Origin of the sequence: Saccharopolyspora antibiotica, from assembly GCF_047200635.1 — a bacterium.
Lineage (GTDB): Bacteria > Actinomycetota > Actinomycetes > Mycobacteriales > Pseudonocardiaceae > Saccharopolyspora_C.
Window position 1 is genome coordinate 192,005 of the sequence record NZ_JBJZOI010000003.1, and the last position, 16,809, is coordinate 208,813.

Genomic DNA, 16,809 nt, shown 5'->3' on the forward strand with positions numbered 1-16,809 from the left:
CGTTACCTCGCGTCCGAGTGATCCGCGCGACTCCGCGGGGGCGGCCACTAACCTGGAGGGGTGCGCGCTCCCGATCCCGATCGACCCCGGCCGGTTCCCGGCCGCCCCGGGCCGCTGCGGTGGGTCTGGTACGCCTTCGGCGGGCGGCTGCCCGACCGCTGCGCGGAGTGGGTGCTGCACGACGTGACCTGCCGGACCTGGGTGCTGCGCCACCTGGCGCGGGCGCTGACGCAGCTCGCGCCGTGCTTCCTGCTGTTGCTGCTGCCGGGGCCGTGGTCGATCAGGTTGACCGCGGTCGGGATGGGGTTGTTCGTGGGTCTGTTCTACTCGGTGTGCCTGATGGGTGAGGCCTGCGAGCACCGCGTGATCAAGCACGGGTATCCGCCGGGGCTCGGCCGCGAGACCCGGCGGATCCGCCAGGACGCGGAACGGGCGGGCGGGCGCGGCGCGGGTTTCCGGCCGTGGCGGGGCTGACCCGCGCGCTGGCCGACGCCGAGCCCGCCGCGTTCTGGCCGCAGCGCAGCCCGATCCCCCCGCGCGGGGAGCTGCCGGGCGCGGACTCGGCGGACCTGGTCGTGATCGGCGCGGGATTCACCGGGTTGTGGACGGCGGTGCTGGCCAAGCAGCGCGAGCCCGGGCTCGACGTGCTCGTGCTGGAGGCGGCGCGGGTCGGTTCGGGCGCCAGCGCGCGCAGCGGTGGTTTCGTCTCCGAATCACTCACCCACGGTCTCGCCCACGGGGCGCGGCTGTGGCCGGGAGAGCTGGCCGGCTCCGACGGCCTGGTGGCGCTGGGCAGGAGCAACCTGCGCGAGCTGGACGAGTTCGTGCGCGCCGAGGGGATCGAAGCCGACCTCAGCTGGTGCGGCAAGACCGCCGTGGCCACCGAACCGCACCAGGTGGGGGAGCTGCGCGACGAGGCCGACCTCTACCGCGAGCACGGCATCCGGGCGGTCTTCCAGGGCGCGGGCGGGGTGCGGGCCGACCTGCGCTCGGAGTCCTTCCGGGCGGGCCTGCGACTGCCCGACGCGGGAGGTCTGGTGGACCCGGCGCGGTTGCTGGGCGGCCTGCTCACCGCCGCCGCGCGGCTCGGGGTGCGGGTGCACGAGCGCAGCCCGGTGCGCGGGCTGCGCCGCGAGCGCGGCGGACTCCGCCTCCGGTGTCCACAAGGGACGGTTCGGGCGGGGCGGGCGGTGCTCGCCACCAACGCGTTCCCCGCCCCGCTGCGCCGGGTGCGCCACCGGGTGCTGCCGGTCTGGGACCACGTGCTGGTGACCGAGCCGCTGTCGTCGGCCGCCTGGGAATCGCTCGGCTGGCGCGAGCGGCAGGGAGTCACCGACTCGCACCACCTGTTCCACTACTTCCGGCCGACTCCCGACGGCCGGGTGCTGTGGGGCGGTGGTGCCGTCGGATACCGCTTCGGCGGGGGCACCGACGACCGGTTCGCCGCCCGGGCCGAGCCGCACCGCGCGCTCGCCGCGCGGTTCTTCGCGACCTTCCCGCAGCTGGAGGGCGTCCGGTTCAGCCATCGCTGGGGCGGGCCGATCGACGCCACGACCCGCGCCACACCCGTGTTCGGCACCGCCTGCGGCGGGCGGATCGCCTGCGCCGTCGGGTTCACCGGGCTCGGCATCGCCGCCGCCCGGTTCGGCGGACAGGTGGCGCTGGACCTGCTCGACGGCCTGGTCACCGAGCGCACCCGCAGCGCGCTGGTGCGCACCCGGCCGCTGCCGTACCCGCCGGAACCGCTGCGCTGGCCGCTCGTGCGGTTCACCCACCGGGCGCTGGAGCGCGCCGACGCCTCCGGCGGCCGGCTCGGCCCCTGGCTGCGACTGCTCGACCGCCACGGCCTCGGCCTCGGCAGCTGACCACCGCAGGAGGTCGCGGACGCACTCGGACCGGCCAGGCCCGACACACCAGCGCTTCCTCCGTTCGAGCGAACCGCGGCGGGTTGGCCGCGCGCGTTCCCGCTGCGCGCGGCCGGGTACGGGGGCGCGGCGGTGCTCAGCGGAACGGATCCTGGGCGCAGCGGTGATTGGCAGGCGCCGGGGGAGCCCCATATGTTCGAGGGCGTCTCCCACCCGCCACGCGCTCCAGGGGGTCTCCGATGACGAACCTCGTTCGCGCCGCACTGGTCCAGGCGAAGTGGACCGGCGACGCCGCCTCCATGGTCGACGCGCACGAACGGCACGCCCGCACGGCCGCGGCCCGGGGCGCGCAGGTGATCGGTTTCCAGGAGGTGTTCAACGCGCCCTACTTCTGCCAGGTGCAGGACAACGAGCACCTCCGCTGGGCCGAGTCCGTCCCGGACGGGCCCACCACCGAGCGGATGCGGGCGCTGGCCCGCGAGCTCGGCATGGTGCTGGTGCTGCCCGTGTTCGAGCGGGACGGCCCGGGATTCTGCTACAACACCGCCGCCGTGATCGACGCGGACGGCTCCTACCTCGGCAAGTACCGCAAGCACCACCTGCCGCACCTGCCCGGTTTCTGGGAGAAGTTCTACTTCCGGCCCGGCAACCTCGGCTGGCCGGTGTTCCGCACCGCGGTGGGCCGCATCGGCGTCTACATCTGCTACGACCGGCACTTCCCGGAGGGGTGGCGGGCGCTCGGGCTCGGCGGAGCCCAGCTCGTCTACAACCCCTCCGCCACCAGCCGCGGTCTGAGCTCGCACCTGTGGAAGCTGGAACAGCCCGCCGCCGCGGTCGCCAACCAGTACTTCGTCGCCGCGATCAACCGGGTCGGCGTGGAGGAGTACGGCGACGACGACTTCTACGGCAGCAGCTACTTCGTCGACCCGCGCGGGCGGTTCGTCGGGGAGGTCGCCGACGACCAGGAGGAGCAGTTGCTGGTGCGGGACCTGGACTTCGACCTCGTCGACGAGGTCCGAGCCGAGTGGGCGTTCTACCGGGACCGCCGACCGGACGCCTACGACCCGTTGACCAGCCCGTGACGGGCTCAGCGGGCACCACCACCAAGGGGAGGACGGGGATGGCCGACGTGAGCGGGCACGCCGAGCTGGCCGAGCGGCGCGCGGCGGTGCTGCCGGACTGGCTGACGACCTACTACCAGGATCCGATCGACCTGGAGCGCGGCGCGGGCCGCCACGTCTGGGACGCCGAGGGGAACCGCTACCTGGACTTCTTCGGCGGCATCCTCACCACGATGACCGCGCACGCGCTGCCCGAGGTCACCGCCGCCGTCAGCGAGCAGGCCGGGCGCATCCTGCACTCCTCGACGTTGTACCTGAACCGCCCGATGATCGAACTCGCCGAGCGGGTCGCGGAGCTCTCCGGCGTGCCCGACCCCCGGGTGTTCTTCACCGCCAGCGGGACCGAGGCCAACGACACCGCGTTGCTGCTGGCCACCGGGTACCGGGGATCGAACCAGGTGCTCGCCCTGCGCAACAGCTACCACGGCCGGTCCTTCTCCGCGCTGTCCATCACCGGCAACCGCGCCTGGTCGCCGACCAGCCTCTCCCCGGTGCAGACCCACTACGTGCACGGCAGCAGGCGGCGCGGGACTCCCTTCGCCGACCTGCCCGACGAGGAGTTCCGCGCGGCCTGCACGAGCGATCTGGAGGACGTGCTCGGCCAGCTGCACGGAACCGTGGCCTGCTTGATCGCCGAACCGATCCAGGGCGTCGGGGGCTTCGCCGTGCCGCCGGACGGGCTGTTCGCCCGGTTCAAGGAGGTGCTCGACCAGCACGGCATCCTCTGGATCAGCGATGAGGTGCAGACGGGTTGGGGGCGCACCGGCGAGCACTTCTGGGGCTGGCAGGCCCACGCCGACTCCGGGCCGCCCGATCTCGTCACCTTCGCGAAGGGCCTCGGCAACGGGCTGTCCATCGGCGGAGTGGTCGCCAGGGCCGAGGTGATGAACAGCCTCCGCGCGAGCTCGCTGTCCACCTTCGGCGGCAGCCCGGTCACCACCGCCGGGGCGTTGGCGAACCTCGAACACCTGCTGGCGCACGACCTGCAGGGCAACGCGCGGAAGGTCGGCGCTGTGCTGCGGGCCGAGCTGGAGCAGGTGCGGGAGCGCTCCCCGCACGTCGCCGACGTGCGCGGCAAGGGGCTCATGATCGGCGTGGAGCTGGTGCGCCCGGACAGCGGCGAACCCGACCCGGCCGCGGCCACCGAGGTTCTGGAGCGCACCAGGCGCGACGGGCTGCTCATCGGCAAGGGCGGGCTGGACGGCAACGTGCTGCGCATCGCGCCCCCGCTGAGCCTCACCGAGCGGGAAGCGCGCGAGGGCGCGGCGATCGTGGCGGACGCCCTGGCCGCGACGGGGCCGCGGTCATGACCCGCACGGTGATCCGGGGCGGGCTCGTGATCACGGCGACCGAGGAGGTGGCGGCGGACGTGCTCGTGCTCGACGAGCGGATCGCCGCGCTGGGCACCCCCGAGGTCGCCGAGGGCTGGCTGCCGGACGCCGACGTCGTGCTCGACGCCACCGGCCGCTACGTGATCCCCGGCGGCGTGGACGGGCACACCCACATGGAGATGCCGTTCGGCGGCACCTTCTCCTCCGACACCTTCGAGACCGGTACCCGCGCCGCGGCCTGGGGCGGCACCACGACGATCATCGACTTCGCCATCCAGAGCATCGGACGCTCCGCGCGGGAGGGCCTGGACACCTGGCACGCCAAGGCCGAGGGGCGGTGCGCGGTGGACTACGGCTTCCACCTCATCCTCTCCGACGTCCGCACCGACTCGCTGGCGGAGCTCGACGGGCTGGTGGACGAGGGCGTCACCAGCTTCAAGCTGTTCATGGCCTACCCCGGGGTGTTCTACAGCGACGACGGACAGGTCCTGCGCGCGATGCAGTCCGCCGCGGGCAACGGGGCGTTGACCATGCTGCACGCGGAGAACGGCATCGCCATCGACGTGCTCGTGCGGCAGGCGCTGGCCGAGGGGCGCACCGATCCACGTCACCACGGGGCCGTGCGGCACCCGCTGCTGGAAGCCGAGGCGACGCACCGGGCGATCCAGCTGGCCCGCGTCGCGGGCGCCCCGCTCTACGTCGTGCACGTCTCGGCGGCCGAGGCGCTCGACGAGATCACGGCCGCCCGCGACTCCGGGCTCGACGTGTTCGGCGAGACCTGCCCGCAGTACCTGTTCCTCACCGTCGACGAGCTGGCCCGCCCAGGGTTCGAGGGCGCGAAGTTCGTCTGCTCCACCCCGCTGCGGCCCGAGCAGCACCGCGAGCGGCTGTGGCGCGGCCTGCGCACCGGTGACCTGTCGGTGGTCGCCACCGACCACTGCCCGTTCTGCTTCGCCTCGCAGAAGGAGCTCGGCCGGGGCGACTTCTCCAAGATCCCGAACGGGATGCCCGGCGTCGAGCACCGGTTGGACCTGCTGCACCAGGGCGTCGTCGAGGGCCGGATCAGCCGCCGCCGCTGGGTCGAGCTGGCCAGCACCACCCCGGCGCGGATGTTCGGGCTGCACCCGCGCAAGGGCGCCCTCACCCCGGGATCCGACGCGGACGTCGTGCTCTACGACCCGGTCGCCACCCAGGTGATCTCGGCGGCGACGCACCACATGAACGTCGACTACAGCGCCTACGAGGGACGCGAGATCACCGGCCGGGTGCGCACCGTGCTCTCCCGCGGCGAGGTGATCCTCGACGAGGACCGGTACCTGGGGCGCCCCGGGCGCGGCCGGTTCCTGCCCCGCGACACCTGCCAGTACCTGACCTAGCGACCTAGCAGCGAGGGGGCGCGATGCGCTTCGGGATCGTGTTGCAGACCGATCCGCCGGCCTGGGAGGTGGTGGACCGGATGCGGCGTGCCGAGGAGCTCGGCTTCGACCACGGCTGGACCTTCGACTCCTGCGTGCTCTGGCAGGAACCATTCGTGATCCACAGCCAGATCCTCGCCGCCACCGAGCGGATGGTGGTCGGCCCGATGGTCACCAACCCGCGCACCCGGGACTGGACGGTGACCGCCTCCACCTTCGCCACCCTCAACGAGATGTTCGGGGACCGCACGGTCTGCGGCATCGGGCGCGGCGACTCGGCGCTGCGCGTCACCGGTGGCGAGCCGACCACCCTCGCCTCGCTCGGTCGGGCCGTCGCGGTGATCCGCGACCTCGCCGAGGGCAGGGAGGTCGACCTCGACGGCACCGCCGTCCGTCTCCCGTGGGTGCGCGGCGGCAGGCTGCCGGTGTGGATGGGCGCCTACGGGCCCAAGGCGCTGGAGCTCGCGGGCCGGGTCGCCGACGGCGTCATCCTGCAGCTCGCCGACCCGCTGCTGGTGCGCTGGATGGTCGAGCACGTCCGCGACGCCGCCCGGGCCGCCGGGCGCGATCCCGCTTCGATCACGGTCTGCGCCGCCGCCCCCGCCTACGTCGGCACCGACCTCGCGCACGCGCGCGAGCAGTGTCGCTGGTTCGGCGGTATGGTCGGCAACCACGTCGCCGATCTGGTCCGCCGCTACGGGGACCGCTCCGAGGCCGTGCCTGCCGCGCTCACCGACTACATCCGGGGCCGGGAGGGCTACGACTACTCCCACCACGGTCGGGCGGGCAACCCCAGCACTGAGTTCGTGCCCGACGACGTCGTGGACCGCTTCTGCCTGCTGGGCCCGCCCGGAGCGCACCGCGACCGGCTGGCCGAGCTCGCCGACGCGGGGGTGGACCAGTTCGCCGCGTACGCGATGCACGACGCCGTCGAGCACGCGATGCGCGAGTACGGGAGCTCGATCATCCCCCGGTCCTGAGCGGACGCCGACCTGCCTGCGGAGCCCAGCGGGCCGCCGGGGCAGACTGAGCGCCATGCGAGGGCTGACGGGTTTCGGTTGGACGCTGCACGGCGACGGCACCACGCCGCGCCCAGGGGAATCGGTGGCCCCGCACGAGCGGCTCACCTGGGGCCGCACGGTCGGGATCGGCGCCCAGCACGTGGTGGCGATGTTCGGTGCGACCTTCGTCTTCCCGGTCCTGATGGGGCTGGACCCGAACCTCGCGATCATGGTCTCGGGCGGGGCGACGATCCTGTTCCTGCTCGTGGTGCAGGGACGGATCCCCAGCTACCTGGGCAGCAGCGCCTCCTTCGTCGGAGCGGTCGCCGCGATTCGCGCGGGAGGCGGGGACAGCGCCACGGTCACCGGCGCGATCCTGGTGTCCGGGGTGGTGCTCGCGGTCATCGGCGCGGTGGTGCACTACGCGGGTCCGGCGGTGGTGCAGCGGCTGCTGCCCCCGGTGCTGTCCGGAGCCGTGGTGCTGCTGATCGGGTTCAACCTGGCACCCGTGGTCGCCGAGACGTACTGGCCGCAGGACCAGTGGACCGCGCTGCTCACGATGATCATCGTGCTGGCCGGCAGCGTGCTGCTGCCCGGGTTCTGGGGGCGCATCGCGGTGTTCCTCGGGCTCGTCGGCGGGTACCTGCTGTCCTGGTTGTTCGACGTGCTGCTGGGGCCGATCACCGCACCGGACGCGAACGGCGTGGTCAGCACCCACCCGAGGGTGGATCTCGGCGGGGTCGCCGACGCGGCCTGGTTCGGCCTGCCCGAGGTGCACGCTCCGTCCTTCTCGGCCTCGGCCATCATCGTGGTGCTGCCAGCGGTGATCGCCCTGCTCGCCGAGAACACCGGGCACGTCAAGGCGGTGGAGGAGATGACCGGCTCGGACCTGCAGGGCAGCCTGGGCCGGGCGGTGTTCGCGGACGGTCTCGCCACCACGGTCTCCAGCGCCCTCGGCGGTCCGCCCACCACGACCTACGCGGAGAACATCGGCGTCATGGCCGCGACCCGGGTGTACTCCACCGCCGCCTACTGGGTCGCCGCTGTCGTCGCGGTCTGCTTCGGGCTGTGCCCCAAGTTCGGCGCGGTGGTGGCAGCCGTGCCCGGCGGTGTGCTGGGCGGGATCACCGTGGTGCTCTACGGCATGGTGGGGTTGCTCGGCGTGAAGATCTGGGTGCAGCACCGGGTGGACTTCGCCGATCCGGTGAACCTGCTGCCGGTGGCGGCCGGGGTCATCGCGGGCATCGGCGGGGTGTCGCTCACCTTCACCCCGAGCCTCAGCCTGAGCGGCATCGCACTGGGCACCTTGATCACGGTCCTGGGATATCACCTGCTGCGCGCCTTCGCGCCCGGTCGCGACCGGATCACGCCTCCGTGACCGGCGCGAGCAGCTCGCGGACCTCGCGGGCCGCCGCGCGCCCCGCCCTGCTCGCCCCGACGGTGCTGGCCGAGGGGCCGTAGCCGACCAGGTGCAGCCTCGGTTCCGCGAGCACCCGGGTGCCCTCCACCCGGATCCCGCCGCCGCGCTCGCGCAGCTTCAGCGGGGCGAGGTGGTCCAGGGCGGCGCGGAACCCCGTCGCCCAGAGGATCACGTCCACCTCCACCTCGCGGCCGTCCGCCCAGCGCAGCCCGGCCGGGGTGATGCGCTCGAACATGGGGAGCCGGTCGAGCACGCCGCGCTCGCGCGCCCGCAGCACCGCCGGTGTCGGGGGCAGCCCCGTCGCGCTCACCACGCTGCCCGGCGGCAGCCCGTCCCGCACGCGGCGCTCCACTTCGGCCACCGCGCGTCGTCCGAGCTCGGGCGTGAACTCGCGATCCCCGAACACCGGCGGCCGCCGGGTCACCCAGGTGGTCGCACCGACCTCCGCGATCTCGGTGAGCAGTTCGACGGCCGAGATGCCGCCGCCGACCACGGCGACCCGCGACCCCCGGAACTCCGCGGCGCCCCGGTAGCCGGCCACGTGCAACTGCCTGCCCGCGAACTCCTCCTGGCCCGGGTAGCGCGGCACGAACGGCTTGCTCCAGGTCCCGGTCGCGTTGATCACGGCGCGGGCCGACCAGGTCTCGTCCCCGGACTCCACCAGGAGTCGTCCCCCGGGCCCGCGCCGCACCGCGCGGACCCGCACCGGCCGCCGCACGTCGAGGCCGAACTCCCGCTCGTAGCGGTCGAAGTACTCGGACAGCACCGCGGAGGCGGGACGCGAGCCGTCCCGCTCGGTCAGCGCGAACCCCGGCAGGTCGTGGATGCCGTGCACCTCGCCCAGCCGCAGCGACGGCCAGCGGTGCCGCCAGGCACCGCCCGGCCCGGCGTCCGCGTCCAGCACCGCGAAACCCGGTCCTGGCTCGAAGCCCGCGCGTCGCAGGTGGTGGGCGCTGCTGAGCCCGGCCTGCCCGGCCCCGACCACCACGATCTCCACCTCGTGCACCGACACGTCCGGGTAACGTCGGGGGAGCCCTCGGTCGTCCCTCACCCGCTGTGGTGCCCGACACCGCGCAATTCATCCGGAGGGGTGCGACGCACGCCACTGCCACCCCTCTTTTACGCGCCCGAAACAACGCCCTAGTATCGAGGTGCAAGTGGGTTTTCAACCCCGAACCTCTTCCGAACGGAACACAGCGCGGGCACCAGTGCGCGCCCGTTAGCGCGCTCGGGAGACGGGGAGGTCGGCAGAAAGGAGGCAGGGAAAGTGGCAACGGTGTGGGTGGCTCTGGTGATTGAGGCGAGCGTGCTGCTGACGGCGGCGGGCGCGGCGGTCAGGTGGGTCAACAAGCCCGCCCAGCGCACCGCTGAGCAGGTCCCGGCCGCGGAGCCGACCGGTCCGCTCCTCGAGCAACCTGCCTGAGCGAGCCGCCGAGGGCTTGTCCGGATCGGACGAGCCCCTGGCGCGATCCCAGAACATCGCAGAACATTCTTTCGGCGTTACACGCTATTCGAGTGAATTGCGGCGCGATTTCCGCGCCGCTTCCTCGGTGCAGCGCTCTCCGGCCCGCGCTCGGCGGGCGAGAATCCGAATTCCTTTCGCGTGATGGTGGTGCGCCGCCGACTCGGGCGCCGTCGACGGCGCCCCCGCGACCGATAGGGTGACCCGGACCTCGCCCGACGACCGCGGAAGGCCACCGTGACCACATCCCAGCAACGGCCCGAGTCCGGCAAGTCCGGATCGATGTTCGCGGACTACCGGCGGTTCGCCGCGCGCGCGGCGCGCAGACCGGGCCTCGTCGGAGCGGTGGCGCCGAGCTCGCCCTACCTGGCCAGGGAGATGGCCGCGATCGTCCCGCGCTCCCGCCCCGAGGGGGACGGGCCGGTGGTCGTGGAACTCGGCCCCGGTACCGGTGCGCTCAGCCGCGCGGTGCGCGAGCGGCTGCCCGAGGGCGGACGGCACCTCGCGATCGAGATCGACGACGGCATGGTCGAGCACCTGCGCGCCGAGCTGCCCTGGCTCGAGGTGGTGCAGGGCGACGCCGCGAAGCTCCGCTCCCTGCTGGAGGAGGTGGGCATCGACTCGGTGGACGCGGTGATCAGCGGGCTGCCGTGGTCGATCTTCCCCGGCGAGCTGCAGCGGAACATCCTCGGCGAGGTCGGCCGGGTGCTCGCTCCCGGTGGCGCGTTCACGACCTTCGCCTACGTGCACGCGCTCGGCATGTCGGGTGCGCGGGCGTTCCGCCGCCGCCTCGACGGCGCCTTCGACGAGGTGCTCACCAGCCGCACGGTGTGGCGCAACGTGCCGCCCGCGCGGATCTACACCTGCCGCCGCCCGCTCTCCTGACCGATCCGGTGCCGCGACCACCGGAACAGAGCATGTCCAGCGGAGCGTGAGCGGTCTACGGTCGCGATGTGGGGACCACAGTGCTGCTGAGGCCGGTGCTCGAAGGCGATCTGAGCGAGCTCGACCGGATGCTCAACACACCCGGGGCAGCCCAGCCCTACAACTGGTTCGGCTACCAGGGCGCCGGGCACTTCCAGCGCCGCTGGGGCGAATCCGGGCTGCTCTCCGCCGAGGAGGGCGTGCTGCTGGTCGTCGCGGAGCAGGACCCGCAGCACCGGCTGGGCTTCGTCTCCTGGGCGAAGAACCCCACCGGGCAGACCTCGTACTGCTGGAACATCGGGATCACCCTGTTGCCGGAGGCGCGCGGGCGCGGTCACGGCACCGACGCCCAGCGCCAGCTCGCCGCCTACCTGTTCGCCCACACCCAGGTGAACCGGGTGGAAGCGGGCACCGAGATCGACAACCTCGCCGAGCAGCGCGCCCTCCACAAGGCCGGGTTCACCCGGGAGGGCGTGCTGCGCGGCTGGCTGTTCCGGGACGGGCGGTGGCGCGACTGCGTGCGCTACAGCGTGCTGCGCGAGGAGGTCGTGCCGCGCTGATCAGTCCAGCTGCTCCTCGAGCCAGGTGGTGTGCACCGGCCCGCTGCGCAGCTTGTCGCTGCCCACCAGCTGCACGTGCAGCGGGATCGTGCTGGCGACCCCCTCGATCCGGAACTCCCTCAGCGCCTGCTCGGCCCGGGAGAAGGCCTGTTCGCGGTCCGCTCCCCAGCAGATCAGCTTCGCGATCATGGAGTCGTAGAACGGGCTGATCCGGTCGCCCCGGACCAGTCCGGTGTCCACCCGCACCCCCGGGCCGCCCGGCAGGTCGAAGGCGGTCACCTCGCCGGGGCAGGGCGCGAAGCCCCGGGCGGGATCCTCGGCGTTGATCCGCAGCTCCAGCGCGGCCCCGGTGCGGACCAGGTCCTCCTGGGCGAACGACAGCGGCTTGCCCGCCGCGATCCGCAGTTGCTCGGCGACCAGGTCCACCCCGCTGATCGCCTCGCTGATGGGGTGTTCGACCTGGATGCGGGTGTTCATCTCCATGAAGTAGAAGTTCTGGTCCTCGTCGACCAAGAACTCCACCGTGCCCGCGTTGCGGTAACCGACGTGCCGGGCGAGCCGGACCGCCGCTTCGCAGAGCCGGCGCCGGGTCTCCTCGTGCAACCCCGGTGCCGGTGCCTCCTCCAGCAACTTCTGCCTGCGGCGCTGCACCGAGCAGTCCCGCTCGAACAGGTGCACCGCGCCGCCGTGGTCGTCGGCGAGCAGCTGCACCTCGACGTGCCGCGGCCGGGGCAGCGCCCGTTCCAGGTACGACGTGCCGTCGCCGAAGGCCGACCGCGCCTCGGCCTGGGCCGCGGGCAGCACGTCGGCGAGCTCGGCGGCCGAGGACACCGGCCGGATCCCGCGCCCGCCGCCGCCGGCGGCCGCCTTCACCAGCACCGGGTAGCCGAGCTCGTCGGCCGCGGCCTGGGCGGCGGCGAGGTCGGTGATCGGCGCGCTGCCCGGCACCACCGGCACGCCCGCCGCCTGGGCGGTGGCCCGCGCGGTCGCCTTGTCACCCATCAGCTCGATCGCGGACGCGGGCGGGCCGACCAGCACCAGGCCCGCGTCGTGCACGGCGCGGGCGAAGCGCGCGTTCTCGGACAGGAAGCCGTAACCGGGGTGCACGGCGTCCGCGTGCGCGCTGCGCGCCGCCGCCAGCACCGCCTCGGCGTTCAGGTAGGACTTCGCCGCGGGGGAGCCGCCGAGGTGCACCGCGTGGTCGGCTTGGCGCACCCACTGGGAGTGCGCGTCGGCGTCGGAGTACACCGCCACCGCCTCGACCCCCGCCGCGTGGCACGCGCGGATGACGCGCACGGCGATCTCGCCCCGGTTGGCCACGAGAACTCGTCCCGGGCCGGTCATGGTCCCACGACCTCGACGACGCCCTGACCCGCCTCGACCTCGTCCCCCTCGTCGAGGAGGAAGCGACCGATGGTCCCGGCGTGGTCCGCCTTCACCTCGCTGAAGGTCTTCATCACCTCGATGAGCGCGATGGTCTGGCCCTCGTGGACCGCGGCGCCGACTTCGACGAACGGGTCCTGCTCGGGAGAGGGGCGGCGGTAGAACACGCCGGGAAGCGCGGCGTTGACGGTCGACATGGTGGCCTCCTCGGTGGCTGTCGGCTGCGGGTGCTGGGGGTGGGGGACTAGCTCACTGCGGCGCGGATCTTCTCCAACCGGATGCCGCGGTCTCGGCGGGCGGCGATCGCGGCGTCCACGTCGACCGGGACGAACGAGATCGTGTCGCCGGTGCGGGCCTGCGCGATGCGGTCCCGGTCGACGGAGATGACGGTGCCGATGGTGGCGTAGCCGCCGCCGGTCACGGCATCCCCGAGCAGCACGATCGGCTCGTTCCCGCCGGGTACCTGCACCGAGCCGATGGGGTAGCCGAGGTCGACGACGTTGGCCGGATCGCTCCCCGCGCCGAAGGGCGGCTCGCGATCGACGAAGTCGAGGGTGCCGCCGCGCAGCCGGTAGCCGACGCGATCCGCGTCCTTGGTGACCCGCCACTGGGTGTCCACGAAGGACTCCAGCGCCGTCGCGGTCAGCCGGTAGGAGCACAGGCCGACCACCAGCCGCAGCTCGGCGACCCCGCCCAGGGCGGCCCGCAGCCCGGTCGGCACCGCGGTCCCCGCCGACGGCCGGACGGCTGGCGGGGGGCCCAGCGGCAGCCGGTCCTCGGCGCGCAGCGACCGGCCGTGGAAGCCGCCGATGCCGGTCAGCGTGTAGGTGGAGCGCGAGCCCAGGTACTCCGGGACGGCGATGCCGCCGCTGATCGCCACGTACGGGCGGGCCCCAGCGCTGATCATCTCGAAGGAGAGCACGTCCCCGGACCGCACGGCCAGCGCCTCCCACGGGGCGACCGGCTCGCCGTTGATCCGGGCCGGGGCCTCGGCCCCGGTGATCGCGATCAGCCGCTCGTCGGTGAACTCCAGCTCCGGTCCGATGTAGGTGGCCTCCAGCGCGGCGGCGCCCTCCGGATTGCCCACGAGCAGGTTCGCCGCGCGGAAGGAGTACTGGTCCAGCGCTCCGGAGGGTGGCATCCCGATGGCGTACTGCCCGTCCCGGCCCGCGTCCTGCACCGTCGTGTGAAGACCGCCGTTGCGCACGATGACCTCGCTCATGGCAGCACCTCCAGCAGCGTCCGGTTGAAGCCGTCGGGCTCGGCGAGGAAGGTCGCCGGGCAGAACTCCACCTCGGCGGTGCGATAGCGGAAGGTGCCCGCGTCGACCTCGGCGCGGATCCGGTCGTACTCGGCGCGGTCGATCGCGCGGTAGCGCAGCAGATCGCTCGGTCTCGGAAAGGCGATGTGCTCGGTGAAGTCAGGCAGCGACTGGGCGAGGTCGAACACGGGAGCGGGGGCGATCCCGAACAGCTGATAACCGCCGGCTCCGCGCACGGGGTAGATCACCGAGAACGCACCGCCGTACCCGAAAGCGCGTTCGGGGGTGTCGGTGCGCGGCCGCACGTACTTCGGGACCTCGATCTGCCGCTCGCGGGGAACCATCTGGTAGCAGAACGGCAATCCGGGCACGAATCCGAGCATGGTCACGATGTAGGGCGCGCTCGTGATCGCCTCGATCAGTTCGGGAACTCCGCGAAAGCCGTTGATGCGGGCGGCGTATTCGAGGTCCGTGCCGGAGGGGTCCTGGTGGTTTTCCCGGAACCGCAGCAGGGTCTCCCGGGTCCACGGGTCGTCGAACAGGATCGGGACGTCGACCAGGCGGGTCGGCACGACCAGGTCCTCCGCTCGCCGTCCCGCCGCGGCCTCCAGCCTGCGCAGCTCCGCGGCGAGCTCGGCCGGGTGCAGCCGGTCGGGGTCGAGCCGGACCATGTAGGAGGCGTTCGACGGACAGATGTCCACGACACCGTCGATGGCCAGATCCCGGAGCGCACTCGTGATCGCCATCGCCTTGAAATTCGCTTCCAGGCTCATCTCCTGATCGAGCTCGACGAAGATGAATTCATCGCCGCCGTGCTCGTAGCGAGCGGGTGGCAGAGTCGCTGTCATGTCGACCTCCTCGACCCGTTGCGGAGGTGATCTGCCGTGCACAGAGCATGCGCCGAAGTGATTCCCGGCGCAGAACTGGAGAAGGCGAAGTGCTTGGCCCGCCCGGGAAAAATCGCACGTTCGGGTCACCATAGCCCGCGATCCCGATGATCGGTACGCGGTGCCGGAGGACGGGGAATGGGCGGAATGGACGCTGCGAGATCGGCTGCTCCGCACGTGGGACGACTGAAAGGAGCACTGCGCGAGGCGGTGGGGTGCGGGAACATGGCGCCTACCATCGGCGCGCGGCCGGGGATCCCCGCAGGACACCACCCATCGGGTCGCGGCCAGCAGCTGCGGGAGGTGGTTTCCGGTGCAGGAACTCGTGGATCTGAACGCCGACGCGGGGGAGAGCTTCGGCCGTTGGCGGCTCGGTGACGACGAACGGGTGATCCCGTTGGTCACATCGGTGAACATCGCCTGCGGCTGGCACGCGGGCGATCCCGCGACGATGCGCGCTGCCCTGGGCATCGCCCGGGACGCGGGGGTGGCGGCGGGTGCTCACCCCGGGTTCCCGGACCTGGCGGGCTTCGGCAGGAGGGCGCTGGCGCTGAGCCCGCGCGAGGCCGCAGACGCCTGCCTCTACCAGTTCGGCGCCCTGCGGGCGCTGGGCGACGAGCTGGGCGTCCCGATCACCCACGTGAAACCGCACGGCGCGCTCTACGGGCTCGCCGCGCGGGAACCGGACGTGGCCGCGGCCATCGGCTCGGCCATCGCCGCCGCCGCGCCCGGGGTCCCGGTGGTGCTGCTGGCCGGCCCGACCGCGGACCGGGTCGCGGCGCTCGGCGTGCCGGTCGTGCGGGAGGCCTTCGCGGACCTCGACTACGACGACTCCGGCCGGATCATCATCGAGCCCGACCCGGTCGCCAAGGACCCGGCGGCCTGCGCCGCGCAGGCGATCGCCGTCCTGCGCGGGACGGTGACCTCGGTCAGCGGGGCCGAAGTGCCCGTGCGGGCCGACTCGATCTGCCTGCACGGCGACCGTCCGAACGCGGTGGAGATCGCCCGAGCGGTGCGGGACGCCTTCGCCGCCGCGGGGGTGGAGCTCGCGGCGATGCGCGAGGTGCTGCGGCACCGCGATACCGGGCAGCGCGGCACCGGGGACGGGGACGGCGCCCCGCGCGGGGGCACCGGCGCGGCCGCCGCGGCGGGGGAGGCGGCGACCGCACCGGCGTGACCCGGCGGGCGGGACCGGCCCCGTGGCACGGCCCGGCCCCGCCGTCCGGATCAGGTCGTCGGCAGCAGCTCCTCCCGCAGCGCCACCCGGTTGTCGGAGAAGTGGTCGCCCTCCGGGCTGAACGGCGCCACGTCGTCGGGCACGCAGTCGGCGATGAGCAGCGTGTCGTCGCTGCGCTCGTCGGGCCCGGCCGCGATCATCGGCCGGCCGTCCGGCGCCCAGACGCCGGAATTGCCGCGGTACTGCCACTGCCCGCGTTCCGAGGTCTCCCAGCCGCGCCGGTTCACGTACGCCACGAACACCCGCCACACCGAGGCCATCGCCGGGATGATGTGCTCGGTGGCGTCCGGGTAGGGAACCTGGGTGGGGTTGCCGTCGTGCAGCGTGAAGTGGTGGTCGGCGGCGGTCGGACCGACCACGAGCCGCGCGCCCCGGCCGACCAGGCTCTGGTAGAGCGGCGGGAACTCGCACTCGTAGCAGTTGAGCAGGCCGACCGGGAACTGGTTGACCTTCACCACCGGCGGCAGCTCGGAGCCCGCGGTGAAGTTGATCCGCTCCGCCGCTCCGTACAGGTGCGTCTTGCGGTAGTTCGCCGCCAGTTCGCCGTCGACCACCAGCGCGATGGAGTCGTGGACGGTGCCCGCCGCCTCGTCGAGCTCGACGTAGGGCACCACGATGCCGAGCCCGTGCGTCGCCGAGACCGCCTCGGCGGCCCGGATGGCGGGTCCGTCCTGCGGCTGGGCCAGCGCCCGCGCCTCCTGGGCGCCCAGCGAGTAGCCCGTCGTGTAGCACTCGGGGAAGGCGCACAGCTGGACCTGGTAGCGGGCGGCGACTTCGACGACCTCCCGCATCCGGTTCAGGTTCGTCGTCACCGCCTCCGGGGTGCCGACCGGGTTCTCGCCCTGGAACAGCGCGAGCCGGACGCCGGCGCCGGGCTGCGGGGGTTCGGTCCGGGTGAGCCTGCTTGCGATGCGGATGGGGCGCAAGGGTTCGTCCTCTCTG

17 protein-coding genes are annotated in these 16,809 nt (G+C 73.1%); 11 read left to right on the forward strand and 6 right to left on the reverse strand.

The window, feature by feature from the left end; translation table 11 throughout:
* Positions 1 to 60: 60 nt before the first annotated feature.
* The 7 genes from ACL03H_RS03040 to ACL03H_RS03070 all read left to right on the forward strand — a co-directional run bounded on the left by ACL03H_RS03040 (position 61) and on the right by ACL03H_RS03070 (position 8,111).
* Complete coding sequence (locus ACL03H_RS03040) at positions 61 to 474, forward strand: DUF5313 family protein (protein ID WP_412809492.1); 414 nt, start codon at positions 61 to 63, stop codon at positions 472 to 474.
* Positions 462 to 1,865 carry an NAD(P)/FAD-dependent oxidoreductase gene (locus ACL03H_RS03045; RefSeq protein WP_412809493.1) on the forward strand — a complete coding sequence of 468 codons (1,404 nt, stop codon included), beginning with the start codon at positions 462 to 464 and terminating at the stop codon, positions 1,863 to 1,865. Before ACL03H_RS03040 ends, ACL03H_RS03045 begins: the two co-directional genes overlap by 13 nt.
* A gap of 239 nt (positions 1,866 to 2,104) precedes the next feature.
* Positions 2,105 to 2,947, forward strand: coding sequence for a nitrilase-related carbon-nitrogen hydrolase (locus tag ACL03H_RS03050; RefSeq protein ID WP_412809494.1), 843 nt, complete (start codon positions 2,105 to 2,107; stop codon positions 2,945 to 2,947).
* 38 nt (positions 2,948 to 2,985) lie between these two features.
* Positions 2,986 to 4,296 carry an aspartate aminotransferase family protein gene (locus tag ACL03H_RS03055; protein WP_412809495.1) on the forward strand — a complete coding sequence of 437 codons (1,311 nt, stop codon included), beginning with the start codon at positions 2,986 to 2,988 and terminating at the stop codon, positions 4,294 to 4,296.
* Positions 4,293 to 5,693: a dihydropyrimidinase gene (gene hydA / locus ACL03H_RS03060; protein WP_412809496.1), complete on the forward strand. Its 1,401-nt coding sequence runs from the start codon at positions 4,293 to 4,295 to the stop codon at positions 5,691 to 5,693. The genes ACL03H_RS03055 and hydA overlap by 4 nt, the downstream gene beginning before the upstream one ends.
* A 23-nt stretch (positions 5,694 to 5,716) precedes the next feature.
* Entirely contained in the window at positions 5,717 to 6,712 is a 996-nt protein-coding gene (locus ACL03H_RS03065) for a TIGR03842 family LLM class F420-dependent oxidoreductase (protein WP_412809497.1), read from the forward strand.
* A 55-nt stretch (positions 6,713 to 6,767) separates the two neighbouring features.
* Entirely contained in the window at positions 6,768 to 8,111 is a 1,344-nt protein-coding gene (locus ACL03H_RS03070) for a uracil-xanthine permease family protein (RefSeq protein ID WP_412809498.1), read from the forward strand.
* Here the strand turns inward: ACL03H_RS03070 and ACL03H_RS03075 are convergent.
* Positions 8,098 to 9,165: an NAD(P)-binding domain-containing protein gene (locus ACL03H_RS03075; RefSeq protein ID WP_412809499.1), complete on the reverse strand. Its 1,068-nt coding sequence runs from the start codon at positions 9,163 to 9,165 to the stop codon at positions 8,098 to 8,100. The genes ACL03H_RS03070 and ACL03H_RS03075 overlap by 14 nt on opposite strands.
* 270 nt (positions 9,166 to 9,435) lie before the next feature.
* Here ACL03H_RS03075 and ACL03H_RS03080 point away from each other — a divergent pair, with 270 nt between their 5' ends.
* The 3 genes from ACL03H_RS03080 to ACL03H_RS03090 all read left to right on the forward strand — a co-directional run bounded on the left by ACL03H_RS03080 (position 9,436) and on the right by ACL03H_RS03090 (position 11,099).
* Complete coding sequence (locus ACL03H_RS03080) at positions 9,436 to 9,576, forward strand: hypothetical protein (RefSeq protein WP_412809500.1); 141 nt, start codon at positions 9,436 to 9,438, stop codon at positions 9,574 to 9,576.
* Between the two features lie 321 nt (positions 9,577 to 9,897).
* Positions 9,898 to 10,500, forward strand: coding sequence for a class I SAM-dependent methyltransferase (locus tag ACL03H_RS03085; RefSeq protein ID WP_412809586.1), 603 nt, complete (start codon positions 9,898 to 9,900; stop codon positions 10,498 to 10,500).
* Positions 10,501 to 10,568: 68 nt separating this feature from the next.
* Positions 10,569 to 11,099, forward strand: a complete 531-nt coding sequence (locus tag ACL03H_RS03090) for a GNAT family N-acetyltransferase (protein WP_412809501.1) — start codon at positions 10,569 to 10,571, stop codon at positions 11,097 to 11,099.
* Here the strand turns inward: ACL03H_RS03090 and ACL03H_RS03095 are convergent, their stop codons facing one another.
* From ACL03H_RS03095 to ACL03H_RS03110, 4 genes are read right to left on the reverse strand one after another with little or no spacing between them, the layout of a single operon-like run.
* A complete protein-coding gene (locus tag ACL03H_RS03095) occupies positions 11,100 to 12,443 on the reverse strand; it encodes an acetyl-CoA carboxylase biotin carboxylase subunit (RefSeq protein ID WP_412809502.1) in 1,344 nt (447 codons plus the stop codon).
* Positions 12,440 to 12,679, reverse strand: coding sequence for an acetyl-CoA carboxylase (locus ACL03H_RS03100; protein WP_412809503.1), 240 nt, complete (start codon positions 12,677 to 12,679; stop codon positions 12,440 to 12,442). Before ACL03H_RS03100 ends, ACL03H_RS03095 begins: the two co-directional genes overlap by 4 nt.
* A 47-nt stretch (positions 12,680 to 12,726) precedes the next feature.
* Positions 12,727 to 13,704, reverse strand: a complete 978-nt coding sequence (locus tag ACL03H_RS03105; RefSeq protein ID WP_412809504.1) for a 5-oxoprolinase subunit C family protein — start codon at positions 13,702 to 13,704, stop codon at positions 12,727 to 12,729.
* Positions 13,701 to 14,591 carry a 5-oxoprolinase subunit B family protein gene (locus tag ACL03H_RS03110; RefSeq protein ID WP_412809505.1) on the reverse strand — a complete coding sequence of 297 codons (891 nt, stop codon included), beginning with the start codon at positions 14,589 to 14,591 and terminating at the stop codon, positions 13,701 to 13,703. Before ACL03H_RS03110 ends, ACL03H_RS03105 begins: the two co-directional genes overlap by 4 nt.
* A gap of 352 nt (positions 14,592 to 14,943) precedes the next feature.
* Here ACL03H_RS03110 and ACL03H_RS03115 point away from each other — a divergent pair, with 352 nt between their 5' ends.
* On the forward strand, positions 14,944 to 15,807 hold the full coding sequence (locus ACL03H_RS03115; protein ID WP_412809506.1) for a LamB/YcsF family protein: 864 nt from the start codon (positions 14,944 to 14,946) through the stop codon (positions 15,805 to 15,807).
* Between the two features lie 50 nt (positions 15,808 to 15,857).
* Here the strand turns inward: ACL03H_RS03115 and ACL03H_RS03120 are convergent, their stop codons facing one another.
* Positions 15,858 to 16,793 carry a nitrilase-related carbon-nitrogen hydrolase gene (locus ACL03H_RS03120; protein ID WP_412809507.1) on the reverse strand — a complete coding sequence of 312 codons (936 nt, stop codon included), beginning with the start codon at positions 16,791 to 16,793 and terminating at the stop codon, positions 15,858 to 15,860.
* Between the last annotated feature and the right edge of the window lie 16 nt (positions 16,794 to 16,809).